The organism is Micromonospora sp. NPDC005215 (genome assembly GCF_040607915.1).
GTDB lineage: Bacteria > Actinomycetota > Actinomycetes > Mycobacteriales > Micromonosporaceae > Micromonospora.
Genome location: NZ_JBEXHQ010000032.1, coordinates 57616 through 81833 on the forward strand (window position 1 = coordinate 57616; position 24218 = coordinate 81833).

Annotated in this window: 22 protein-coding genes and 1 pseudogene; 14 read left to right on the forward strand and 9 right to left on the reverse strand. The window is 70.1% G+C overall.

The annotated features are described in order from the left end of the window. Positions 1–16: 16 nt before the first annotated feature. Positions 17–190, forward strand: coding sequence for a hypothetical protein (locus ABZU25_RS22850; protein ID WP_355031391.1), 174 nt, complete (start codon positions 17–19; stop codon positions 188–190). Positions 191–927: 737 nt separating this feature from the next. Here ABZU25_RS22850 and ABZU25_RS22855 read toward each other — a convergent pair. The 5 genes and pseudogenes from ABZU25_RS22855 to ABZU25_RS22875 form a co-directional block, all read right to left on the reverse strand. Continuing rightward, positions 928–1788, reverse strand: a complete 861-nt coding sequence (locus ABZU25_RS22855; protein ID WP_355031392.1) for a hypothetical protein — start codon at positions 1786–1788, stop codon at positions 928–930. A 10-nt stretch (positions 1789–1798) separates the two neighbouring features. After that, complete coding sequence (locus ABZU25_RS22860) at positions 1799–2518, reverse strand: helix-turn-helix domain-containing protein (RefSeq protein ID WP_355031393.1); 720 nt, start codon at positions 2516–2518, stop codon at positions 1799–1801. Between the two features lie 9 nt (positions 2519–2527). Next, on the reverse strand, positions 2528–3061 hold the full coding sequence (locus ABZU25_RS22865) for a hypothetical protein (RefSeq protein ID WP_355031394.1): 534 nt from the start codon (positions 3059–3061) through the stop codon (positions 2528–2530). Positions 3062–3135: 74 nt separating this feature from the next. Continuing rightward, positions 3136–3348 (reverse strand): annotated as a pseudogene (locus tag ABZU25_RS22870) (leucine zipper domain-containing protein); the annotation flags it as partial. A gap of 225 nt (positions 3349–3573) precedes the next feature. Continuing rightward, positions 3574–5784, reverse strand: a complete 2211-nt coding sequence (locus ABZU25_RS22875) for a hypothetical protein (RefSeq protein ID WP_355031395.1) — start codon at positions 5782–5784, stop codon at positions 3574–3576. A gap of 753 nt (positions 5785–6537) precedes the next feature. On the opposite strand from ABZU25_RS22875, the gene ABZU25_RS22880 reads away from it, so the two are divergent. The 5 genes from ABZU25_RS22880 to ABZU25_RS22900 all read left to right on the forward strand — a co-directional run bounded on the left by ABZU25_RS22880 (position 6538) and on the right by ABZU25_RS22900 (position 8798). Continuing rightward, complete coding sequence (locus tag ABZU25_RS22880; protein ID WP_355031396.1) at positions 6538–7791, forward strand: helix-turn-helix domain-containing protein; 1254 nt, start codon at positions 6538–6540, stop codon at positions 7789–7791. Between the two features lie 206 nt (positions 7792–7997). Then, positions 7998–8126, forward strand: coding sequence for a hypothetical protein (locus tag ABZU25_RS22885; protein ID WP_355031397.1), 129 nt, complete (start codon positions 7998–8000; stop codon positions 8124–8126). Beyond that, positions 8123–8386: a hypothetical protein gene (locus ABZU25_RS22890; RefSeq protein ID WP_355031398.1), complete on the forward strand. Its 264-nt coding sequence runs from the start codon at positions 8123–8125 to the stop codon at positions 8384–8386. The genes ABZU25_RS22885 and ABZU25_RS22890 overlap by 4 nt, the downstream gene beginning before the upstream one ends. Further along, on the forward strand, positions 8383–8595 hold the full coding sequence (locus ABZU25_RS22895; RefSeq protein ID WP_355031399.1) for a hypothetical protein: 213 nt from the start codon (positions 8383–8385) through the stop codon (positions 8593–8595). Before ABZU25_RS22890 ends, ABZU25_RS22895 begins: the two co-directional genes overlap by 4 nt. 14 nt (positions 8596–8609) lie before the next feature. Continuing rightward, positions 8610–8798 (forward strand): DUF397 domain-containing protein, encoded by a 189-nt coding sequence (locus ABZU25_RS22900; protein ID WP_355031400.1) that lies wholly within the window; start codon positions 8610–8612, stop codon positions 8796–8798. Between the two features lie 510 nt (positions 8799–9308). On the opposite strand, the gene ABZU25_RS22905 is transcribed toward ABZU25_RS22900, so the two are convergent. Then, the gene (locus ABZU25_RS22905) at positions 9309–9722 is read right to left on the reverse strand and encodes a carboxymuconolactone decarboxylase family protein (protein ID WP_355031413.1); all 414 of its coding nucleotides are present in this window, start codon (positions 9720–9722) and stop codon (positions 9309–9311) included. Between the two features lie 282 nt (positions 9723–10004). Here ABZU25_RS22905 and ABZU25_RS22910 point away from each other — a divergent pair, with 282 nt between their 5' ends. After that, positions 10005–10772, forward strand: a complete 768-nt coding sequence (locus ABZU25_RS22910) for an NADP-dependent oxidoreductase (RefSeq protein ID WP_355031401.1) — start codon at positions 10005–10007, stop codon at positions 10770–10772. A gap of 440 nt (positions 10773–11212) precedes the next feature. Here ABZU25_RS22910 and ABZU25_RS22915 read toward each other — a convergent pair whose 3' ends face one another. The 3 genes from ABZU25_RS22915 to ABZU25_RS22925 all read right to left on the reverse strand — a co-directional run bounded on the left by ABZU25_RS22915 (position 11213) and on the right by ABZU25_RS22925 (position 15432). Then, positions 11213–12145 carry an AEC family transporter gene (locus ABZU25_RS22915; protein WP_355031402.1) on the reverse strand — a complete coding sequence of 311 codons (933 nt, stop codon included), beginning with the start codon at positions 12143–12145 and terminating at the stop codon, positions 11213–11215. Positions 12146–13093: 948 nt separating this feature from the next. Then, a complete protein-coding gene (manD, locus tag ABZU25_RS22920) occupies positions 13094–14323 on the reverse strand; it encodes a D-mannonate dehydratase ManD (protein ID WP_355031403.1) in 1230 nt (409 codons plus the stop codon). Positions 14324–14391: 68 nt separating this feature from the next. Next, complete coding sequence (locus tag ABZU25_RS22925) at positions 14392–15432, reverse strand: LacI family DNA-binding transcriptional regulator (RefSeq protein ID WP_355031404.1); 1041 nt, start codon at positions 15430–15432, stop codon at positions 14392–14394. A gap of 168 nt (positions 15433–15600) precedes the next feature. Here ABZU25_RS22925 and ABZU25_RS22930 point away from each other — a divergent pair, with 168 nt between their 5' ends. The 7 genes from ABZU25_RS22930 to ABZU25_RS22960 all read left to right on the forward strand — a co-directional run bounded on the left by ABZU25_RS22930 (position 15601) and on the right by ABZU25_RS22960 (position 24093). After that, the gene (locus tag ABZU25_RS22930; RefSeq protein ID WP_355031405.1) at positions 15601–16923 is read left to right on the forward strand and encodes an extracellular solute-binding protein; all 1323 of its coding nucleotides are present in this window, start codon (positions 15601–15603) and stop codon (positions 16921–16923) included. Then, positions 16924–17901: a sugar ABC transporter permease gene (locus ABZU25_RS22935; protein WP_355031406.1), complete on the forward strand. Its 978-nt coding sequence runs from the start codon at positions 16924–16926 to the stop codon at positions 17899–17901. Further along, a complete protein-coding gene (locus tag ABZU25_RS22940; RefSeq protein WP_355031407.1) occupies positions 17898–18752 on the forward strand; it encodes a carbohydrate ABC transporter permease in 855 nt (284 codons plus the stop codon). The genes ABZU25_RS22935 and ABZU25_RS22940 overlap by 4 nt, the downstream gene beginning before the upstream one ends. Next, on the forward strand, positions 18749–19582 hold the full coding sequence (locus ABZU25_RS22945) for a TIM barrel protein (protein ID WP_355031408.1): 834 nt from the start codon (positions 18749–18751) through the stop codon (positions 19580–19582). Before ABZU25_RS22940 ends, ABZU25_RS22945 begins: the two co-directional genes overlap by 4 nt. Beyond that, complete coding sequence (locus ABZU25_RS22950) at positions 19579–20757, forward strand: Gfo/Idh/MocA family oxidoreductase (RefSeq protein WP_355031409.1); 1179 nt, start codon at positions 19579–19581, stop codon at positions 20755–20757. The genes ABZU25_RS22945 and ABZU25_RS22950 overlap by 4 nt, the downstream gene beginning before the upstream one ends. Further along, a complete protein-coding gene (locus tag ABZU25_RS22955; RefSeq protein WP_355031410.1) occupies positions 20754–21620 on the forward strand; it encodes a sugar phosphate isomerase/epimerase family protein in 867 nt (288 codons plus the stop codon). The genes ABZU25_RS22950 and ABZU25_RS22955 overlap by 4 nt, the downstream gene beginning before the upstream one ends. A gap of 229 nt (positions 21621–21849) precedes the next feature. Further along, positions 21850–24093 (forward strand): discoidin domain-containing protein, encoded by a 2244-nt coding sequence (locus ABZU25_RS22960; RefSeq protein ID WP_355031411.1) that lies wholly within the window; start codon positions 21850–21852, stop codon positions 24091–24093. Positions 24094–24218: the final 125 nt, after the last annotated feature.

Below are 24218 nucleotides of genomic sequence, written 5' to 3' on the forward strand. Positions count from 1 at the left end.
GACGGATACTCGCCTGATGACTGGACCGGATCTCGATCCCGAACAGTATCCGCCCATCGACCCGCGTGAACCGGTGCCCGACGACGCGGGCGTCGTTCTGCCTGGCGCGGCGGACGAATTGCCCGAAGCCCCGGCCGAACCGATGCCAGACGACGGTGGCAACGCCGGCGGCGTGCGCGAGCCGGCATAGATCCGTCCGCAAACGAGCGCGACACCAGCCCGACCGCCGATGCCGGCGCCGACGGCGCCCAAGACGTCAGGGCGCCGCCCACCGGATCCGCATACGCCGCCGGCCACCGCGAGCCCGGTTTGGGGGAGCAGGTGGGGAGCAACGGGTGCCCTGAACAGCCTTGAACTGCGCCCAACGGCATCGAACGTTCCTCAACTGCACCCACCCCTGCCTGCGGCTCCACGTTTACCCAGGTCAGAGCAGGTGCGGCGTCCTGTTTCCTGCGCAGTGCTCCGCGGTTCTGAGCAGCGGTCGACGGCGCTCTATGTCGGCTGGCAGGGGAGTGTGGGCAAGTCAAGGCGGTAAGAGGCCGTTGATTGGCCCGGCCTTGCAACTGGGAGCAGATTGGGTGCAGATTGGCGAAGAGGTCACCGCGCCCCGAAGTGCTCACAGATACCGGACGGAGACGAAGGGCTTTGACCTGGGGTGATGAAGATCGAGCGTTGCGGCGTGACCTCCCAGTGGCATCCGAAGATGTCAGTTAGGGCGCTCCCGGTTACCCAATCGGGCGACGTCCGCTCATGTCGAGATCAGTGCAGGCGGACCGCTGAGGTCTGACGTCCTGCACTTGCACGGAGGTCAGGCCGGTTTCAAGTAACTGCCCGGCTCATTGAGGGGTTGGATGGTCGACACTGGCGGCCCGTCACGGGTTGACTGGGGCGGTCGGTGACGAGCGGTCAGGTCGATGAGCGCAGACGTCATCGTCCAGCGCGCCCATGTGCGGCGAGGGTGGCGAGGGCGCGCAGTGTCACGGCGCCGCGCCACTCCACGCGTTGCCCCGGGGACCAGTCGAGCCAGTCGAACATCCAGCCGCCGTCCTCGAGCTGCTCCTCCTCGAGCTGGTCCAGCTCTGCCTCGATGTGCTCCTCGGCGAACAGGGTCCGGCTGCGCAGGCCGCGGCGTGGTGAGAGGACGAGGGCGGTGAGGCGCTCGTCCTCCGTGCCACCAGGGACGGGAATTGTGCCATCGGACCCGATCTTGGGTCGGAGCGACTCGATTGCTGCACGGGCGCGGTCCTCGTCCGATTCGTGATCGAGGAAGTCGAGTGCGAACTTGACCCAGTAGGCGTCGAGCTGGTCAGGGCGATCGACTCGGGACCAGCACCAAGATTTCGCGACGTCGAGCCAGGGGGTCTGGACCCTGGCCCGGGTCAAGACGGATACGACCCCGAAGGTGATGAACGAACCGTCCGGATTGGGCGTCATCCACGGTGCGTGCGGATGGTCGGCCGCACTGGGGAGGACGAAGGGCAGGGCCCCGTCAGCGCGGGCGTTCTGGGCCGCCCAGCTCGCAGCCTGAGTCACCATGGGGTCGTCCAGGGCGCCGACTTCAGCGAGCACCTCGAGTGCGTGCAGCGTGGCAGTCGGCTGGCTCGCGGGGTCCCGGACGTCGGGTTCCAGGGCATGGCCGAAGCCGTGGTCCGGGTTCTGATAGGCGTGCAGCGCCGTGAGGACTCGTTCCACCGGGGCGTCGTGGAGTAGCACCGCGAGTCGGTGCCTGTCCAGGAGGCGGGCGGTGTTGGAGATGAACTGCTCGGCAGCAGCGATGTCGATGGGCACGGCGCCCACGCTAGGCGGATGCCCCGCCGAGTGCTTCCAGAAATCGGACGGGCGTCATGCCAGTGAGCCGCCGCACCTCGTCGTTCATGTGTGCCTGGCTGGAGTAGCCCGCCAAGAGCGCTCTGCCTGCCAGGTCAGGGGCGTGAAGGTGCATGAACCGGCGGAGCCGGCCGACGCGCGCCAGCATTTTGGGTCCGTACCCCACCGCCGCCACCGTCCGCCGATGCAGCTGTCGTTCGCTGACGCCGAGTTCCGCTGCCACCGCGGCGACCCGAGCGCGCGGACGAGCCAGACCCAGTGCCGCCGCCTGGACCAAGGGGTCGGGCGTAGCGCCGCGGGAGCGCACTGCATCGAGCAGGTGACGACCTCGAGAATCGGCGGGTACCACGGCAAGCGTCTCAGCGAGTCGCAATGCCTTGTGGCCCCACAGGTCGGCGGCATCGACCTGGCGGTCGCGCAGCTCCGCGGCATGCCAGCCCAGCGCAGCACCCGCAGCTCCGGGACGGAGGCGAACCCCAGCCACCTCGGCGTCCGCCGGCAGGTCGACCAGGCGTGGGCCTGTATCACCACCCGAGACCACCAACTCGCCGTTGCCGAACCAGATCAGGTCGAGGCAGCCGTCGGGCACTACCAGTTGGGCATGTCGATGGCAGACGCGCTGCTCCCACATGCATGCCACGAGCGAGGCCGCCGGTCCGGAGACCACGTCCTCCCGGTAGTGCGAGATCACAACCTGATCCTACAAAACTGGCCGCCGTTCTCCTCCCACAACAGGACGTCGATTGGCATCGAACATCCGGATCTGCCGCCGAGCGGGCGCGCCGTGCCCGGGGGTTCGCCCCTGGCCTGGCGCTGCCCGGATGCCTCCTCCGCGGTGACGTTCGGGTGGCGTCAAGGCAGACGTCGGTGGCGATGTCGGTCGTCGTGGGGCTGCTATCCGAAGGGGTGGGCGGGCCAGTGAAGGCGTGGTCGCGGGAGTCAGGCGGTGGCGTGGTCCGGCTGCGCGAAGCACCACGTCGAGGACCTGGTCGGGGTTGGCGGCGTAGCTTGCGCTGAACCAGGCCATGTTCGCTTCTACCACGGCCCTGTGTTCGTCGCCGCGGTCGGCGTTGCTGGCCAGGCCGACATCGACGACGACGGCGCTGGGTAGGCTGGCTGCGCAGGCGCCGAGCAGGCTGGCGGCGAAGTCGAGCACCGCGGCGCGATGCGGGCCGGCGTCGAGGGGAGCCGGGTCGAGCCGTCCGTTCGTGGCGTAACGGCTGCCGGCGTGCACGGTGGCGTCGTCGGCCCGCCGGAATCAAACCGCACCTGCCGCGATCCGCGCGACTGCAGCTGAGCTGTTGGCTGCGGTGTCCGCGACGGGCTGCGGTGTGGTCGCGATGACCGGTCGACCCTACCGGCCGAACCGTGTTCGGTGTATCGGTCAGCCCACCTCTTCGCCGTCGGCCAGGACACGTCGTAGCGTTCAGCTGCTCGGGCGACTGGCCAGCCCTCATCCACGATCAGACGCGCCAAGCGCAGACGTGCGCGAGGGGTCAAGGCAGCGTTAGCGCGGGGCACGAAGGCCTCCTGGTTGGCGGAGCGGTTCCTAGACAGCTCCACTCCGAGACCGGAGGCGTTCACTTACCTACTACATCAGAGCGTGTCGTCACACTAGGGCGCCGGAGCCGCCGCCGAGGCAGTCGTCCGCACCGTCACCGCGACCATCGTCAACAACGTCATTGTGGCGGCGGCCGTGCGTCCCTGCGGTGCACGACGCGGAGGAGCCTGCTCGCGACCGCTTGCTCAGCGAAGCTGGTCGGCGAGGCTAAGCACCGCCTCATCGAACGCCTTGTCGGATTCGTAAGGGCTGTGTCCTTTGATCGGGGGCGAGAAGTCGTCGCCGGTCGGAGCCGTGACGCCGTGTGGGTCGCGAAGCCGGCGGTCCACCGCCGCCGTTCGATCGACGGCGTCGGGCGCCTCGTCGGGTCGCGGCGTCGGGAAAACGCGGCCGCCGATCGGATCGGTGTCTCGCCACAGGTTCACCCACCGCCAGTCGACCCGGTCGGCGATCTCGTGGATCACCTCGTCGCTGACGTAGGCGGGAAAGAGGCGGGCGTACAACCGTCGAAGGGGCGAGCCGTGGGTGAGCAGGGCGATCCGGTCGGTGACCCGTGGTGGCAGTTGGAGCACCGTCGCGGCGAGCAGGACGGAACCGTGGCTGTGTCCGGTGAGCACCACAGTGTTGCCGGAGTCGACGAGGTGGGTGATCCGGCAGGTCAGTTCGGGAACGGCGCGTTCGGCGTAACACGGTGGCGCGAACGGGTGCGCGGCTCTGGGCCAGAAGGTGCCAAGGTCCCACAGCACGCCGACGTACCGGCGAAAGCCGGGGGTGCGGTAGGCGAAGATTCCACCGACGATCAGGCCGACGATGATGGCGGCGATCAGGTAGCTGCCGACACCGATGCCGACGTTGACGGAACTGGCCGGCAGCCCGAGGTAGCGCTGGACCAGTTCGCCGGGAGGCGTCGGCAGCAGGCCAAGCGCAACCGCCGCTACGCCGACTCCGGCCAGGCAGGCGTAGAGCACCGCGAGCGGCACCAGCCGTTCGGTGAACCGGGCACGGGCGATGGCTCTGCGCACCTGCCGTAGCCGCGGCGTGGCATCGCTCGGCGCATCTGGGAAGTCACGAGCAACGATCGACGACGCGGCACGGACCCGGCCCGGTCGTGACGCCAGCGTTACCACGCCGGCGACGGTCAGCGTTACCAGCACCGCCAGCGTAAAGCCGAGAAGCGCCCAGATGCAGGACCGCGGAGGGCTGGTAATCAGCGTCCCCGCGGTCGGCGCACCCCTATTCAGGACGTCGGACACCCGATAGACCATTTCAGCGGAGAACGCGAGCGCCAGACTGATCGCGGCGACGGAGGTCGCCAGGGCGCCGAACCCGAGCGAGGGCGCGACATCCGGCTGTCGATCCCGGTGCCAGAACAGCGCCGCCCCCAGGGCTGCCAGCAGCACCGCCTGACCGGTGAACAGCCCGACGACGGTCAGGTTGTAGCCGGGCAGTCCGTTCCTGTCCGGCCAGGAGGCCGAACTGGTCAGAACGTGGATCCAGACCAGCGCGGTCAGGCCGAGGGCGATCGGGCGCAGCACGCTGACCAACCGGTCGAGCCGCCGTTCCGTGGGCGCGGTCAGGGGTGGAGTGCAAAGCAGAACCGCGCAGGTGATCAGCACGAGTCCGGCAGCTGCCGCCAGCGTGACGGTGCCGATCGACAAACCTTGTGCGGCCCGGGCGCCGAGCAGGCTGAGGTCCAGCGTGGCGAACGCCGCCGCGACGTGAATCGAGCGCAGTCGACCGATGAGCGGCTCATTGTCCCACCGGCCGACGGCGGTGAGCCGGTTCGCCGCAAGGGGTTGGTCGGCCGCACGGAAGATGTGGAACGGGAGTGCCGGGCGAGCGCTGATCGCCCACACCAGGCTGATGGCCGCAGCCGGCACCAGCGCGAGTACCGCGAGGCGCAGTCCGGCCGGACGCTCCCCGAGCCAGGAGAGCCAACTACGTCCGGCCAGGCACTCCGGCGAGGACATGCACTTCCACGCAATCACATCCAGCGTGGTCCCCACGATGCTCAGCACGTACATCCCGGTCAGGGTGAGTGCCAACAACCGACACAGGGCCTTGATAACCGGGTCCGATCGGGTTCCGGCCGGACGCATCCAGATGGCGAGGTTGATCAGCATGAAGGGCAGCAGGATCACCATCGCCAGCGTTCGCGCCGCGTTGCCAGCGGGCAGATTGTTCCAGCGGTAGGCCTCCAGCGTCACCCCGTCCGCCTCGCCGCCCTCGTGGTTTCCTGGCCGAAGTCGGTAGAAGCCGCCCCTGTGGTCACCCGCCACCTGCTGCGCGTGCGGTCGATCCAGCAGGTCATCCGGGCTAGTGGCGGACACCCCGTGCACCCGCAGTTCCACCACGGCGTCATCCCCGGCGCGCCCGCCCGCCTCGCGATGATCCATCCGGTACCGGCCCCTCGGCGTGTGCACAGCTCACACCGACCCGCTCGGCTGATCCGACGGCGCCCGCGTGGCGCAACGGGCGTACCCCACGAAGGGGGGGACAACCCTTGAGCTGTGGGTGGGCCCGCCCCGCGGCCGGCGCGATCACCGCCATCTAACCTGGCGGGGGCAGGAGTCCGGGCGTTCGTTGGTCACAGCCAGTCGTGTTCGCGGGCGTAGCGCGCCGCTTCGTACCGATTACGAGTCTGGGTCTTTGTCCAGCCGGCCTCTTCGTTACCCACCACCAGAGATCATGAGTCGCCCATGAGTCGCGGCCGTCGAACGCGGGGGACAAGCGGGGTTACGCCCCGGTTCGTTAGTTGCGCTTTGTAACCGATGTCAGCCCTGCTCGATGCCGGCCTCGCGGGCCGCCTGCAACGTGGCGCCGGACGGATCGGTCGGTGCGTCCACAGTGCCGCCTTTGCGGAACCCCACGGTCTCACCCTGGCTGCCCGACGCACTCGGCAGGTACATGTGACCGCCGGGCCGGTGGCTCACCACCGGACGCGCGTGCCGGACCCCCGACGGCCGACCGGCTCCTGCCCCAGATGGATCACCGCCGCAGGTTAAGGGCACATCCGCACAGGGGTGTTGGAGTACCTGAGTACCTCAGACCAACCCGGAGTGTCACCACTGCGGTACGGTCGGACATGGCGGGCCCGCCGGTTGTAGCGGTCGGCGGGCCGCCGCCCAGACCGCTACCTGGGGGAGATTATGACGACCAAGCCATCGGGCGAGCAGACCATCGGGCAGAAGCTTCGCCGCCACCGCAAGGCCAGCCGCCTTACTCAGGAGCAGCTCGCCGAACGGGCCGGACTCAGCATCGAGATCGTCCGGAAGCTCGAGCAGAACGTGCGCCGGTCCACCAGCCTGTCCACCCTCCACGCGCTCGCCCGCGCCCTGAACGTATCCACCACCGCGCTGATCGGTGACGCCACCGAGGCCGCCGCCCGCGCCGAGCCGGATCACCGACCGTTGTCGCTGGCGGCCATCCGCCGCGTCATCGCACCCGTGCGCGGCCTCGACGGCACGCTGCTCACCTCACGAGTCGGTGACCCGCCCACACTGGACGCGCTCACCGCACGCCTACGGGACGTCGACCGCACCTACCAGCGCAACGACTACGCCCGCGCCCTGGCCGACCTACCGCCGCTGCTCACCGACGTCCGCGCCGCCGTCGACATCGCCTCCGACCGGGACCAGCCCGCCGCGTACGCCCTGCTGGCCCGCACGCAGCACCTGACCGGGAACCTACTCATCCAGCTGCGCGCCGGTGACCTCGCGCAGACCGCGCTGACCGGCGCCCTCGACGCCGCCCGCCAGTCCGGCGACCAGGTCGTCGCGGCCACGGTCATCCAAGGCATGTGCTGGCTCCTGATGCGCCAGGGCCGCCTGGCCGAGGCCGCAGAGCTGGCGGTGTCCACAGCCGACCAGATTGAGCCGCGGTTCTCCCGAGCCACCCCGGCGGAACTCGCCGCCTGGGGTTGGCTGCTGGTGGGTGGGGCAGCCGCGTACGCCCGAGACAACCAGCCGGGCACGGCCGCCGACCTGGTCGACGCCGCGCAGGCCGCCGCGGTACGGATCGGCGAGCGGGCACCCGGCCCGGGGCACCTGATGATGGTCGGCGGGTTCGATCCGGGTCGCGTGCAGATGGCGCGGGTCGAGAACGCCGCGGTGGCCGGCGACCCGGGACGGGTGTTGGACCTGGCGCGGTTGGTGCCGGCAGGGCCGACGCCGGTGGGATCGAGCTGGCAGCGTCACCGCCTGGACGTTGCGTGGGCGCACGCGCAGCGCCGCGCGCATCAGGACGCGACCGATGTGCTGGTGGAGCTGCGGCACCTCGCGCCAGCGTGGCTGCGGCAGCAGCGGTACGCGCGGGAGATCGTGGACACGATTTCCGATGGTCGGCGTCGGGCGATGACGGAGGATCTCGCGGATCTGGCGCAGGTCGTGGGCTACATTCCCTGACAGATCGCACGCGGTGTACCACTTCGGCGACTCGCGGCGACTCGCGGTGAGTTGCGGTACGTGGGGTACCTGGATACCTCACCTTGCTCCCGGGACTCTGAGGTCAGGACGCGGTAACTACCGGTCACAGGCGGTGGGCCGCGCCCCTCGGAGCGAGGGAGACGACACTGTGCGCATCATCCCCTGGCTGCGGCACCTGCTGGCCGATGGGTCCGCGACGCCGCCGGCCGGCCCGCCCATTTCAGGAACGCGAGCAGGCGGCAGCGCAGGCACGGCTGTTCGCCCAGGCCCGCCGCCGCAGGGCCGAGTACCGCTACGGCAGGCCGGCCCGGTGACCGCCCGGACGATGCCCACCCCGGGCACCCGAGTGTCGGTGCGGGCCGGCGAGTGGCAGACCGCCCCCGGCGTCGACGCCCACACGTCCCACGTCATCGACATCGTCAGCGTCCACGACTCCCACGACCCCGCCTACAGCTGGGTGTACGGGCACGGCCCGGAGTGTTCGTGGGAGTCCGCCGACTGCACCGCCCCGTTCTGCTGGGAACTGCTCGTCAAGGTCGACGTCCTGACCGCCGCAGCGAGCGAGCAGCCGTGAGCGCCCCGGGTCTCGCCCTGCCAGCGGCCCGCTGGCGGGACACCCTGCGCGAGCACCAGGCCGTCGACGGCCAGTGCCCCATCTGCAAAACCGGCCCCCGCTGCTGGGAGTGGGCGGAGGCCTTCGGGCAGCTCGTCGCCCACGACCTGTGGATGCCCCCAGGACCACCCCTCACCAACGACCGGCCGCACCCGGCGGCCGGCGGATGAGAAGGAGCAACACCGTGGCTCAGCTCAACTTCGTTCGCCCGAACCGCTGCGACAACAGCGGCCCGAACTGCGTGGAGGTCGCCATCGCCGCCGGCAGCAAGCGGATCATCCGCAGCTCGAAGCGCCCGGGCGAGCAGATCCTCGTCGACGAGGACGAGTGGGCTCCGTTCGTGGCGAGCATCCGCGCCGGCCAGGACTTCTGACCCGATGATGGATGGGCCGATCGACACCTCACCCGGTCGGCCCATCCCCACCGGCCCGCAGCGCTGCATGGGCTGCAAGACCCGGGTCTTCATCGCGGCACCACACGAGTGCGGCGGCGACAAGATCTACCTCGAAGGCATGGACTGGTGGTGCGACTGCCCCGAACCGGGGTGCCGCCAGCGACAGCAGGGCGTCTGGCAGCCGGCCCCGGAACCTGAACCGCCCCGACGACCCCGAGGCCGACCACCGAAGATCAAGCCCTGAACGGCACAGCCCCCTCGCAACGCAGAGGTGGCGAGGGCTTCACGCTGTCGGGCTACACGGCGACGCCGCTGCCTTCGTCATGCTCTCGCGAAGCCGAAGCAGTTCACGATCGTGCTAAGCGAGATTAGGGCAGCCACTGGTGCCGCCGTTCGGGCGCGGCAGCGTCGCCTCTGGCCGGCAGCAGACCGGGCGGCGTGAGCGGCGCTATCAGCTGTGTCGGCGACGCGTGAGCGACGACGGCGAGGTCAGCCGGCCGGGGTGGGGTTTGCCGGGACAGGGAGCAGGTTGCGCTCTGCGAAGACCTTCTTGGCGACGAGCGTGGCGTTGACGGCCCGTGGCACGCCGCAGTAGACCACCGCCTGCAGCAGCGCCTCGACTATCTCCGACGGCGTCAGGCCCGCGTTGAGTGCCCCGTTGACGTGCACCTCTAGCTGGGCCCCGGCATCACCGAGGCCGGTCAGAATGCCGAGGGTGAGCAGCTCCCGGTCCCGGCGCGCGAGCTGGGGCCGGACGTAGAGATCCCCGTAGGACCAGGCGACGGAGCGACGGCTGAGTTCGGGCGAGACGTCGGCGAGGGCTTCCAGGAGTCTCTGCGCGGCGCCGCTGTCGGCCTGTCGCAGCGCCTCAAGGCCCCGCTCGTACTGCTCGTCTCCCGCCATGGTCACGCCCTACCTCTGCCAATCGTCCTGTCGGTTGGACCGGCGGGTACCCGTTGCCGTGCCGGACAAACGGGTCGCGTCCCGCGCGTCAGTCGATAGGGGGCGCGGCCGGTGAGATCAAGGAGGAGGTCCTCCAAGCTGCTTAGCCAAACCAGGACGCGGGGAAGCAGTTTGGGAGCAGCGGGGTGCCCGGAACGGCCTTGAACTGCGTCAAACGGCATCGAACGGCGCTCAACTGCGCTCACCCCTGCTGCGGCTCCACGTTGCCGCAGGTCAGAGGCGGTGCGGCGTCCTGTTTCCCGCGGAGTGCTCCGCGGTTTTCTGCAACAGTCGACAGCGCTCATCATCGGTCTTCCTGGCATCGGCGAGCCACCGTTCATCCTGGGCTGGGACCTCTCCGGCGTCGTCGAAGAGGTCGGCTTCGGCGTGCACACCCTGCGCGTCGGTGACGAGGTGTACGGCATGCCGTGGTTCCCGCGCCAAGCCGGCGGCTACGCCGAGTACGTCACCGCTCCGGCACGCCAGTTCGCCGCCAAACCCACCAAGCTCGACCACGAACACGCGGCGGCTGTGCCGCTCGCCGCCCTTACGGCCTGGCAAGCCCTCACTGACGGCGCGCGTATCACACCCGGCCAGCGAGTGCTCGTACACGCGGCCGCTGGCGGCGTCGGCCACCTTGCGGTTCAGATCGCCAAACACCTGGGTGCTCACGTCATCGCTACCGCACGTGCCGCAAACCACGACTGGCTACGTGGCCTCGGTGCCGACGAACTCATCGACTACACCAGGGGACCGTTCGAGGAAGCCGTGTACGACATCGACGTCGTTCTCGACCTTCCCGGTGACGCCGCCGACAGAACCAGCATTCGATCGCTTGACACACTGCGCCCAGGTGGACTGATCATCCCCATTCCGGGAGCGTCCGCCGAGCTCATCGCAGAAGCAGGCCAGGTGCAGAAGATACTGCCGCTCACTCCTGCCGCCGCAGCGCACGTTCATGGCGAACAGAGACACAACAAGGGCAAGCTTGTGCTGAGGGTCATGGACTGATTGCACGGCCCCGAGTAAGCAGGTCCACAACCTATTCGGGTGTCTACCAGTTACGAAATGACCCGGTCCAAGCCGTACTAAATCGAGCGATTGCCAGGTACGGATGATCCCAGAACGGCGACGGCTGCGGTCCTTTGGATGGGCGAGTGCAGGGCACCGGAGCGTTGTGTCGAGTGTGGGGCAGTTCGTCGGAGATCGTTACCGCCCAGCCGACATGATCGCCAGCGGCAGTATGGGTGACGTGTGGCGATCCGCCGCGAGGCACGCTCGATGGCGGCCCTGCGTCACTCTCCGCGCCCGAAGTGCTTACCGATGCCGGACAGAGACGAGGGGCTTTGACCTGCGGTGATGGAGATCGAGCGGTGCGGCGTGACCTCCCAGTGAAGAGCGAAGTGGTCAGGTGGCGCTGTTCCCAGGGTGGCTGGCGCCGGCCAGCGGACCTACCCGAGCAGCGCCACCGCCGCGGCCATGGTGGCCAGTGACAGCGTCGTGGTCACCACCACCGCCCGGTTGGCCACCGCCTCGCCGACGCCGTACTCCTGGCCGAAGATGAACGTGTTCTGTGCTGTCGGCAGGCCCGCGCACACCACCACGGCGAGCAACTGCGGAGCGGATAGTTGCAGGGCCAGCCCGGCCGCGTACGCGATGACCGGCTGTGCGACGAGCTTCAGCGCGGTGATCACGGCCAGCTCGGCCAGCTCGGGCGGCTCGGCCGGCTCGGCCCGCGACGGCGCCGTGCGGTGCAGCGACGCGCCGAGCGCGACCAGGGCGGCCGGAACCGCGGCGCCCGACAGCAGGGTGAGCGACGCGCCGGCCGTCGACGGCAGATGCAGGTTGGCAGCCGAGCACGCGACACCGAGCAGCGACGCCAGGATCACCGGGTTGCGTACCGGCAGGGAGGCGATACGGCGGATCCGTACCCGCCCGGCCGGGTCGCTGTGCCGGTCCAGGGCGAGCAGGATCACGGGCGTCACCACCAGCACCTGCAGCAGCACCACCTCCGCCAGGAACGACACGTTGCCGAGAACCTGCGTTGCGATCGGGATGCCGAGGTTCGCCGAATTTACGTATCCGGCGGCCATGCCCCAGATCGGCCGTTCGCCGGGCTCGCGACCGAACAGCCAGCTCGCGCCGACCCACCCGAACCCGACGACCGTGGCCGTGCTCACTCCAAAGGCGAGCAGCGAGCGGCCGGCGAACCCCGAGAGTGGCATTCTGGACAGGGCTAGGAACAGGGCTGACGGCATCGCAAGATGGAACACGAATCGGCCGAGCACCGACGCCACCGCCTCACCCAGCAGGCCCCAACGACAGGCCGCGTAGCCGACCGCGGTAAGGATCCAGATCGGTACGAACGCCGACACCAAGCTCATACGGGCGTCACCGGCGGGCGGGCGTCGCGCCAGCTCAGGGACTGGCGGGCGTCCGGGGCGTACGAGTCGAAAAAGCCGGCGACAATCTCCACCTGGGCGAGAACGTCATCGACCTGCGCAGGGCGAGCCCGGCTGCGTAACACTCCACCGCGCTTTCGCCGGTCTTCAGATACACCGACGCGTGCAAGGTGCGTACCAAGCCGCCGGGCAGCCGCGGTTGTCAACGTGTACGTCGATCCGGAAGCCACGAGTTCAGCCTCGCATCTCGTCCGGACCGAGCAAACATCCCGCTCATCCGCAACTTCACGGGGTCATTCCCAACGTGCATCTGCCGCTGACAAGGCGCGGCGAGCGTGGGCGTGTTTTCCGATCGACCGGTGCGGCTGCGGGCGCCAGCGCTGGCGCCAACCAAAGCACTGGACCGGCAGCTCACGATCGGTCGGCGGCGCGGTGCGAGCCGGCAGGTCAGAGGCGCTGCGGCGTCCTGTTTCACACCGAAGAGGTCGCTGGTTCGATACCAGCATCGCCCACTCTCAGTTTGCGCAGGTCAGCAAGCCCGTTACCGGAGTAGCCGGTAACGGGCTTGCTGTATGTGCTGCTTACTCTGGGAGCGGATTGGGAGCAGCGCGACTAGTTCTCGGTTCGACCCGCCGTGGACTGTCCGGCTGAGTGACCTGATGTGCGGTCCCGAGCAGTTCCGCTGGCTGGTTGAGGAGTCCTACCGCTACGGCGCCCACATCACGAGAGGGTGCCGCCGCGCTGTGGCTCACGGGCTGACTGATGGCCGTCGGTCCGGTGATCCGCCCACTCGCCGGTCCACAGTGCGAGGTCGCGTACCCAGCGCTCGGCCGACCTGGGGGCCGGACGCGGTGATCGTGGCCGCGCACCGAGGTTGCCCGGGCATCGGTCCGGACGGGCCACCCCCTGTGGCGGGTTGCCACCGCGCGGTCACCAGTCATGGACGGTGCCGTCGGAGAGCCGGTTGAACGGCAGGTACGCCGGCTGGTACGGGAACCGGGCGGCGGACTTCTCGTCGAGTTCCACGCCGAGGCCGGGCTGCTCGCCCGGGTGCAGATACCCGTCGGTGAACGTGAACGACTGCCGGAACACCTCGTTGGTGAGCGGCCCGTGCTGCATGTACTCCTGGATGCCGAAGTTGTGGATGGCCAGGTCCAGGTGCAGCGCGGCGGCCATGCCGACCGGCGAGATGTCGGTCGGGCCGTGGATGCCGGACTTGATCTGGTACTGGGCGGCGAAGTCGAGCAGCTTGCGCATGGCCGTGATGCCGCCGGTGTGGGTGACGGCGGACCGCACGTAATCGATGAGCTGTTCCCGGATCAGGGTCTGGTAGTCCCACACGGTGTTGAAGATCTCGCCGATGGCCAGCGGCGTGGTGGTGTGCTGGCGGACCAGCCGCAACGCCTCCTGGTTCTCCGCCGGGGTGCAGTCCTCCAGCCAGAACAGGTCGTACGGTTCGAGGGCCTTGCCGAGCTTGGCGGCCTGGATGGGGGTCATCCGGTGGTGCCCGTCGTGCAGCAGCGGCAGCTCGGGGCCGAACTCGTTGCGGACCGCCTCGAAGACGCCGGGCAGGTGGCGCAGGTACGCGCGGGTGTCCCAGTCCTCCTCGACGGGCAGCGGCGCGCGCTGGGCCGGCTCGTAGTCGTAGCGCTTGCCGTCGGAGCTGGGCTGCGCGGCCACCCCGTAGACGGCGTTGATGCCGGGCACCGAGGTCTGCACCCGGATCGACCGGTAACCGAGGTCGAGATGGTGGCGGATCGAGTCGAACAGCTCCGGCAGGTCCCGCCCGGAGGCGTGCCCGTACGCCATGATCCCGGCCCGGGACGCGCCGCCGAGCAGCTGGTAGAGCGGCATGCCGGCGGCCTTGGCCTTGATGTCCCACAGCGCGACGTCCACCGCCGCGATGGCGGCCATGGTGACAGGTCCCCGCCGCCAGTACGCCGACCGGTAGAGAAACTGCCAGGTGTCCTCGATCCGGTGCGGGTCCCGCCCGATCAGCAGCGGGACGACGTGGTCAGCCAGGTAGGACACGACCGAGAGTTCCCGGCCGTTGAGGGTGCCGTCTCCGAGCCCGGTGAGTCCCTCGTCGGTGGTGATCCTCAGGGTGACGAAGTTGCGGTCGGGGCTGGTGACGACGACGTCCGCTGCGACGATCTTCACGCAGGTGCCTTTCTCGAGAGGGGTGTGAACGGGGGCCGGTCGTCCGGGAGAGGCGGCCCGGCGAGTGGTCACCGACGCGGGGCCGGCCCGCTGGACTGCCGGATGGTCAGGTGCGTGGGCAGCAGCACGGTCTGACGGGACGCCGTTTCCCCCAGGTGCTCAAGGTGGTCCAGCAGCATCGACACCGCCACCCGGCCGGCCTGTTCGATCGGCGCGGTGAGGGTGGTCAGCGGGGGGCTGCAGAAGTCGGCGCCGAAGATGTCGTCGCAGCCCACCACGCTGATCTCGCCGGGGACGTCGACGCCGCGTTCGGCCAGCCGCCGCAGTATGCCGATCGCCAGCAGGTCGTTGAAGGTGACGCCGGCGGTGGCGCCGGTGTTCAGCAGCGCGTCCGCGGCGACCGACCCGGAGCTGCGGGACACGCCGAACGGTCCGATGCGGGCCGCGGTGAGGCCGTGTCGGGCCATCGCGGTCCGCATCGCCCGCCACCGGGCCTCGTTGGCCCAGGAGGACGGCGGTCCGGCGACGTACGCGATCGCCCGGTGGTCCAGCGAGACCAGGTGCTCGACGGCCTGCATCACCCCGTCCGGGCTGTCGATGACGACGCTGCGCACCCCGGGGACGTTGCGGTTGACGGTGACGACCGGTAGTTCGGCGGCGATGACGGAGAGCGTCTGCTCGGGAAGGCGGGAGGCGGCGAGGATCACCCCGTCGACCGAACGGCGCACCTTGTGCAGCAGATGGTTCTCCAGCTCGGCCGAGTCCTCGGTGTCGATCAGCAGCAGGGCGTGGCCGGCAGCGCGCAGTTGTTGCTGCGCGCCGCGGATCAGTCCGAAGTAGAACGGATTCGTCGCGTCCGAGACGAGCAGGGCGACCGTTTCGGTACGCCCCGAGGACAGCGCCCGCGCCTGGGTGTTGGGTACGTAGTTCAGCTCGCGGGCGGCGGCCTGGATGCGTTCCCGGGTGACCCGGTTGACCCGGTCGGGCCGGCTCAACGCCCGGGACACGGTGGAGGCGGCAACGCCGGTGAGGGCAGCGATGTCGTTGATGGTAACGCGGCCCTCCCGGCGTACCGCCGCACGGGGAGAGGACGCGCCTTCGGGGTTCATGCACATCAGCAGAGCATCGGTGGCAATTAATGGCAACCGATTGCCACCCGGTTTCCATGGTTGTTACGTTCCCTCGCACGCTTCATCGATCCGGGGAAATTCCCGGGCGTCTGGCTGTGTGCTTCCCACACCATTCCTCTCCGGACAGCCACCACCCAAGGAGCAGAGATGAATGCCACCCGCGCGCTTCTCGCGGCGGCCCTGGCCGTCACGGTCGCCACACCCGTCACCGCCTGCGACCCCGGTAGCTCCGCCGAGGACGGCAGGACGCTCAACGTGCTCGTCGCAGCGAACTCGATCTATCCCACGGAGCAGAAGCAGTGGTTCGCCGACGTCTCGGCGAAGTTCCAGCAGCAGGCCGGGGCGACTGTCACGTTCGAGACCTTCGCCAGCCCCACCGACGAACTCACCAAGATCCAGACATCGATGCTCTCGGGGCAGGGGCCGGACATCTATGCCCTCGGCACCACCTTTACCCCGACGGCATACTCCACCGGCGCCTTCGTCGACCTCACCGCCGACCAGTGGACGAAGATCGGCGGCCGGGACCGGTTCCTGCCCGCCACCCTCGGCATCTCCGGCCCGGACGCCACGCACGAGGTCGGCATCCCCTTCACCAGCCGTCCGTTCGTCATGGCGTACAACAAGGAACTGCTGGCCGCGGCGGGCATCGACAAGCCGGCCAGCACCTGGGACGGCCTGCGGCAGCAGGCCAGACAGCTGACCGGGGCCGGCAGGTACGGCCTGGCCGTGGCCTACGGCGACGGCTTCGACCCGTGGAAGTTCATCTGGGCGATGAGCATCCAGGCCGGCAACCCGCTGGTCTCCGACGGCAAGGCGCGGCTGACCGATCCGGTGACGGTCAAGGCCTACCAGACGTACCTCGGATGGCTCGCCACCGACAAGGTCGTCGACCCGGCGGCGACCGGCTGGAAGAACGCCCAGGCCATCGCCGCGTTCGGCGCCGGCAAGGCCGCCTTCCTGCCGATGGTCTCGGCGACCTCGAAGGTCACGCTGGACAAGTCCGCGGTCGCCGGCAAGTACGGCTACGCCGTCATGCCGACCGTCCCGCCGGGCGCCACCAGCCTGGCGTCGGGCGGTGTCGGCGCCACCAGCATCCTCTCCGGTGACAACCTGGTGATCGCCAAGTACAGCAAGAACCAGGACCTGGCGCTGCGCCTGGTGAACATGCTGACCACCGCCGAGTCGCAGGAGGCCTACTACCGGACCTTCGGCGAGTTGCCGACGAACGCGGAGCTGGCGAACCGGCTGGTCGCGGACCCGGCGCTCGCGGCCATCGTGGACTCCGCGTCGAAGGCGCACGGCACCCCGTTCCACGGCGGGTGGAGCAAGGTGCAGCTCGCGCTTGTCAACGTGGTCGTCCAGTCGGTGCCCAACCTCGCCGCCGGCAAGGTCGACGACACGTCCCTCAAGGACCTGCTCACCCAGGCCCAGTCCGAGGCGCAGGCCGCGCTGGACAAGGCGAAGTAGATGACGGTCACCGACCCAGCGACCGCGGACGCTCCGGGCACCGGCGATGCGCGCCGGGCCGGGGTGGCCCGCCCGTCCCCGCCGCGCCGCCGTCGCGGCGCGACCGCCGGCGGTGCCGCGGTGTGGCTGCTCGCGCCCGGCGGCCTGCTCACCCTGACCGTCATCGTCGTGCCGTTCGTCGTCGCGCTGGTGATGTCGCTGCTCGACCTCGACCAGTACACCTTCCGGCAGTGGCTGTCGGCGCCGTTCGTCGGCGCCGGCAACTACGTCGAGGCGGTGGGCCGCACCAGCCTGCCGCACGCCATCTGGGTCAGCGGGTCCGCGGCGGTGATCGCGACGCTGCTCGCGTTGCCGCTGGGGGTCGCCGCCGCGCTGACCACCCACCTGCCGTTCCGCGGGCGGTCGCTGATCCGGTCCCTCTACCTCATCCCGTACGTGCTGCCCGCCTTCGTCGTCGGCACCATCTGGCGGATCATCCTGCAACCCGACGGGGTCGCCAACCAGGGCCTGGCGACCCTGGGCATCGCCGGCGGCCTGTGGCTGAACGGGCCGAAGAGCTACCTTGCCCTGATCGTCGTGCAGGCCTGGTCGGGCTGGCCGCTGGTCTACCTGCTCGCCCTGGCCGGCCTGCAGGGCATCGACGACAGCCTGCACGAGGCCGCCGCGCTCGACGGCGCGCAGTGGCGGGCGAAGCTGCGCCACGTCATCCTCCCGCTGCTGCGCCCCCCGGTCGCGCTCGCCGCGATCATCTCGCTGCTGCACATGGTGAACAGCTTCACCCTGCCGTTCGTGCTGTTCGGCGTCCCGAGCCCGCACGACGTGGAGGTGCTGCCGGTGCTGACGTACGTGGAGAGCTTCCAGAACCTGCGGTTCGGTCTGAGCGCGGCGATGGCCGTGATCTCGCTGGTGCTGATCCTGGTCCCGCTGCTGGTCTATCTGCGCACCGTCAGACTCGACGCGCCGGAGGCCGCCGCATGAACCCCGTGCTTCGCCTGCTGCCGCGACCACTGCAGATCGGCCTGACGGTGTTCCTGCTGACCATCGTCGGCGCGCCGGTCGGCTACGTCTTCCTCGCCTCGGTCAACACCGACCTGGCCGTGGCCGCCGGTGAGATCTGGCCGGAGCGGGTCAACGTCGGCAACTACGTCCGGATCTGGTCGACAGTCCCGCTCGGCCGGGGGCTCGCGAACAGCCTCCTCGTCGCCGGCACGGTGGCGGTGACCTGCGCGGCGGTCGCGGTCTTCTCGGCGTACGTTCTGGTCCGGCACCGGTTCCGGGGTCGGCGCACCGTGCTGCGCGCGCTGCTGGGCATGCAGTCGATCCCCGGCACGCTGCTGCTCCTGCCGGTCTTCGTGCTCTTCGCGACGATCGGCAACAGCCTCGGCGTGCAGACGATCGGCACCCGGTGGTCGCTGGTCGTCACCTACCTCACGTTCGGGCTGCCGTTCTCCACCTGGATCATGGTGACCTACCTGCGTGAGCTGCCCGGCGAGCTGATTGAGGCCGCCCGCGTGGACGGTGCCGGGAGCTGGCAGATCCTGCTGCGTGTCGTCATCCCGCTGAGCTGGCCGGGTCTGGTCGTCGCGGCGATCTTCGCGTTCCTGCTCGGCTGGAACGACGTGCTGTTCGCCTCGGTCATGACCGACGTGGACACCCGCACCGCGGCGGTCGTGCTGCAGGTCTTCGGCGCGGCGCAGGAGGGCGGGGCGATCCCGCCGTACGGGCAGATGATGGCCGCCGCCCTCGTCTGCGCGGCCCCGGTGGTCGCCCTCTACCTCGCCTTCCAGCGGTACATCGTCAGTGGGCTGACCGCGGGAGGTGTGAAGTGACGGCGTGGACGCTGTCCGGGTTCGGCGACGAGATCGATCCCGACCCGGCGGTGCAGCTCGCGGTGCTCAGTGCCCTCGGTGCCCGGCACATCGAGGTGCGCAGCGCGTGGGGCACCAACGTGGTGGAGCTCGGCGACGCCCAACTGGACGCCCTGGCGGAGGCGGTCGACGCGCGCGGCATGGCGGTTTCGGCGGTCGCGTCGCCCGTCGGGAAGGTCGACGTGACCACCGAGGACGGCGGTGAGCTCCACCGGCTGCGCGCCGCCGTGGCGGCGGCGCACCGGCTGAGCAGCCGGTATGTCCGGATCTTCTCGTTCTACCGCCCGACCGGGGTCGCCCCGGCCGAGATCCGCGCGGCGGTGCTGGCGCGGATGCGGGCCTTCGCGGCCCTCGCCGAGGACTCCGGCGTCGTGCTGCTGCACGAGAACGAGAAGGACATCTACGGCGATGTGCCGCGGCGGGTCGCCGACCTCGTCGAGTCGGTCGACTCGCCCGCGCTGCGCGTCGCCTGGGACAACGCGAACTTCGTGCAGGTCGGGGTGCGGCCCTACGACGACGGGTACGCGCTGCTGCGCCCGCACCTGGAGTACCTGCAGATCAAGGACGCGGTAGCGGCCACCGCCGAGGTCGTGCCCGCCGGCCACGGCGACGGCCAGCTGCTGCGGACGCTCACCGCGCTGCGCGACGACGGCTATGCCGGCTTCGCCTCCCTCGAACCGCACCTCGCCAGCCAGCACGACCTCGGCGGATTCTCCGGCCCCGCCGAGTTCGGCCGGGCGGCGCGCGCGTTCGTGAACCTCACCGCCTCGATAGGAGTGTCTCTTCGATGACCGTCCTCAACGTCGTGATCACGGGCAGCGGGGTCATCGCCCGCACCCACGCCGGGGCGATCCTGCGGCACCCCGGGCTGCGCCTCACCGCGCTCGCCGACCCGGACTCGCAGGCCAACGACCGGCTCGCCGGGTGGATCGGCGAGCAGGGCGGCCCGCCGCCGGCCCGGTACGCCTCGCTGGGCGAGGCCCTCGCGGCCGAGGCGGCGGACCTGGTGGTGGTCTGCACGCCCAGCGGTACGCACGCCGACCTCGCCGAGGAGGCCCTCGCGGCCGGCGTGCACGTGCTCGTCGAGAAGCCCCTCGATGCCTCCCTGCCGGCGGCCCGCCGCATCGCCCGGGCCGCCACGGACGCCGAGGCGGCCGGTCAGGTCTGCGCGGTGGTCTGCCAGCACCGGTTCGACCCGGCGAGCGTCGCGGTCGCCGCCCGGGTGCGCGCCGGCGACCTGGGGCGGCTCACCTCGGCGGTGGCCAGCGTGCCGTGGTGGCGGGGCCAGCGGTACTACGACTCGGCGGGCTGGCGCGGCACCTGGGAACAGGACGGCGGCGGCGCCACCATAAACCAGGGCGTGCACACCGTGGACCTGCTGCTGTGGCTGTTCGGCCGGCCCGAGGAGGTGTTCGCCTACACCGGCGTCCTCGCCCACGAGCGGGTCGAGGTCGAGGACGTCGCCGTGGCGGCGATCCGGTTCGCCGACGGGGCGCTCGCCGTGCTGCACGCCACCACCGCGGCGTACCCGGGCCTCGGCGTGCGGTTGCAGGTGCACGGCTCGCAGGGGTCCGCGGTGATCCACGACGACCAGCTGGAATACCTGCACACCGCCGACGGCCCGGACCCGTCCGCGTACGCCGACGGGCCCGACCGGTCCGGCGACGCCGTGCCACCGTCGCAGCTGCGGGGGGCGACAAAGCCCGCCGACGCCTTCGTGACCGGGCACCTGCGGCAGTACCACGACACGGTCGAGGCGATCCTCGGCGGCCGGCGACCGGGGGTCACGGCGGTCGACGCGCTGCTCGACGTCGCCGTGGTCAAGGCGGTCTACCTCTCGGCGCACCTGCGTCGGCCGGTGTCGGTGCCGGCGGTGCTGGCCGGCGACTTCGACGACGTGCTCGCCGCCGTCGAGGGCTCCGCGGCCACGGTGTCGTCGGTCGTGCGGGCGGGGGTGGCGCGATGAGGTGGTCGGTGTTCACGGCGTCCACGCCGGACTGGACGCCGGAGGAGACGGTCGGGCAGTTGGCCGCGCAGGGCTGGGACGGTGTCGAGTGGCGGGTCACCGACCAGGAACCGGCCCGACCGCCCGGGTTCTGGGCCGGCAACCGGGCGACCGTCCCGTTGACCGGGCTGGAGGGTGAGCTGACCCGGATCGCCACGATCACCCGCGAGGCCGGGCTGGCGCTGTCCGGGCTCGGGGCGTACGTGCCGGCGGCCGACCACGGCAACGTCGAGCGGGTGTTGGCCGCGGCCGCCGCGCTGGGCGCGGAACGGGTCCGGGTGACCATGCCGCAACTGGGCAGCGGCGACTATCGAGAGCTGATGGCCGGTACCCGCCGGGACCTGGCGTGGATCGCCGGGCGGGCGGCGGAGCACGGGGTGACAGCGCTGGTCGAGCTGCACCACGGCACCATCGTCGCCTCGGCGTCGGCGGCGATGCGGCTGCTCGACGGCCTGCCGCCGGAGCATGCCGGGGTCATCCACGACATCGGCAACCTGACAATCGAGGGGTTCGAGGATCCGCTGGCCGGTTTCCAGCTGCTCGGACCGTACCTGGCGCACGTGCACGTGAAGAACGTCGCGTGGCGGGTGAGCGGCAACCGGGACGACGGGGGACCGCGCTGGTCGGCCGAGTGGGCGCCGTTGCGGGAGGGGCAGGCCGACCTGGAGGCCTATCTCGGCGCCCTGCGCCGGGTCGGCTACGACGGGTGGGTGACGGTCGAGGACTTCTCCACCGCCGTGCCGCTGGCTCAGCGGACCCGGGACAACCTGGCCTACCTTCGGGAGTTGGACCTTCGGGTACGCGCGGAGAAGGCGGGACGCTGATTCCGTGAATTGACGGGAATTCATGCTCTGTGGTTCCTGCGTCGATCGAGTGTGGCAAATGTTGGCAACCGATTGTCGGGCCCTGGCGGCGCCCATAGTGTCCAGACAACCGCCACTGGTGCGCGATCCGTGGGCCATCGTCCAGGGCCCCTCGGTACCCGTCCCCACGGAGCCACCGCCGCCTGGCCGTCGGCGGTGGCTTCCATCCTGACCCCATCAGGGAGATGTCATGCAACGCTCCGTCAGCAGGGCGAGCCGGACCGGCAGACGCCGGTCCGCGCTCGTCGCGGCCGTGTCCGGCCTGGCCGTGTTCGTCACCTACGCCCTCGCCGTGACCACCCCGTCCGCCACCGCCACCGCCGCCGCAGCCGGCTGCGGCACCGCCAACGTCGCACTGAACCGGCCTGCCACCGCGTCGTCGGTGGAGAACAGCCGGCTGTCGGCGGCCAACGCCGTGGACGGCAGTGCCACGACCCGCTGGTCCAGCGCGTTCAGCGACCCGCAGTGGCTCCAGGTGGACCTCGGTGCCAGCACCGATGTCTGCGAGGTCGTCCTCACCTGGCAGACGTCGTACGCGAAGGCGTTCCAGATCCAGGTCTCACCCGACGGGATCGGCAACTGGTCGTCGCTCTACTCCACCGCCGCCGGCAGCGGCGGCACGCAGACCATCCCGGTCAGCGGCACCGGCCGCTTCCTGCGGGTGTACGGCACCACCCGGGCTACCGGCTACGGATACTCGATCTTCGAGCTGGTGGTGCACAGCGGGTCGACGCCCACGACCCCACCGCCCACGACCCCACCGCCCACGACCGGCCCGCCCATTCCCGGTGGGGGCGACCTCGGCTCCAACGTCATCGTGTTCGACCCGTCGATGTCGTCGTCCAGCATCCAGTCGAAGCTGGACCAGGTGTTCGCCACGCAGGAGACAAACCAGTTCGGCACGCAGCGGTACGCGCTGCTGTTCAAGCCCGGCTCGTACACCGGCCTCAACGCCCAGTTGGGCTTCTACACCTCGATCGTCGGCCTCGGGCAGAACCCGGCCGGCGTGCAGATCAACGGTGACGTCACCGTCGACGCGGGCTGGATGGCCGGCAACGCGACGCAGAACTTCTGGCGCTCGGCGGAGAACATGTCGATCACTCCGGTGTCGGGCCGTGACCGGTGGGCGGTGGCCCAGGCGGCGCCGTTCCGGCGGATGGACGTGCACGGCGGAATGACCCTCGCCTCGCCCAACTGCGGGTGGGCCAGCGGCGGGTACATCGCCGACAGTCGGATCAGCGGCACGGTCAGCCCGTGCTCGCAGCAGCAGTGGTACACCCGGGACAGTCAGGTCGGCGGCTGGAACGGCGGCGTCTGGAATGTGGTCTTCTCCGGTGTGGCCGGGGCGCCCGCCAACACGTTCCCGACGCCGCCCTACACCGTCGTGCCGAAGACCCCGGTCAGCCGCGAGAAGCCCTACCTGTACACGGACTCGTCGGGCGCCTACCGGGTGTTCGTCCCGTCCCTGCGCACCAGCAGCTCCGGCGTCACCTGGGCGGCCGGCAACACCGCCGGCACGTCGCTGCCGCTGACCCAGTTCTACGTCGCGCACCCGGGCGACTCGGCGGCCACCATCAACAGCGCGCTCGCGCAGGGCCTGAACCTGCTCTTCACCCCGGGGGTCTACCACGTCGGCCAGACCATCAACGTGACCCGGCCGGACACCGTCGTCCTCGGCCTGGGCTTCGCCACCCTCATCGCCGACAACGGGGTCACCGCGATGAACGTGGCCGACGTCAACGGGGTCAAGGTGGCCGGGCTGCTCTTCGACGCCGGCGCCACCCGGTCGCCGTCGCTGCTCCAGGTCGGCCAGAGCGGCGCGAACGCGGACCACGCCGCCAATCCGATCTCGCTCCAGGACGTGTTCCTGCGCGTCGGCGGCGCCGGCCCGGCCGCCGTCACCAACGCCCTGGTGGTAAACAGCAACAACACGATCATCGACCACATCTGGGCCTGGCGTGCCGACCACGGCGCCGGGGCCGGGTGGACCACGAACCCGTCCGACACCGGCCTGGTCGTCAACGGCTCCGGCGTCACCGCGCTCGGCCTGTTCGTCGAGCACTTCCAGAAGTACAACGTGATCTGGAACGGCAACGGCGGCCGGACCATCTTCTTCCAGAACGAACTGCCCTACGACCCTCCGAGCGCGGCAGCCTGGTCGCACGACGGCATCACCGGCTACGCCGCCTACAAGGTGGCCAACTCGGTGACCAGCCACGAGGCCTGGGGGCTCGGTAGCTACTGCGTGTTCACCGCCGACCCGTCCATCGCCGCCTATCACTCCTTCGAGGTTCCGGTCAATCCCAACGTCAGGTTCCACGACGTGCTGACGGTGTCCCTGGGCAAGGGTTCGATCACCCACGTCATCAACGACACCGGAGGCGCGGCCCTGCCGTCCTCCGTGACCCCGCACAACGTGATCAGCTACCCGTGAATCATCGAGTGTCCGGCCGACCCGGGTCGGCCGGACACTCTGGGGGGGGGGTTTAGCGGCCCCCGGGGCCCGGGGCGTTTGGTAAAAGATTGGTAGGCATTTTTTTATATTAGGGGCGGTGGTTT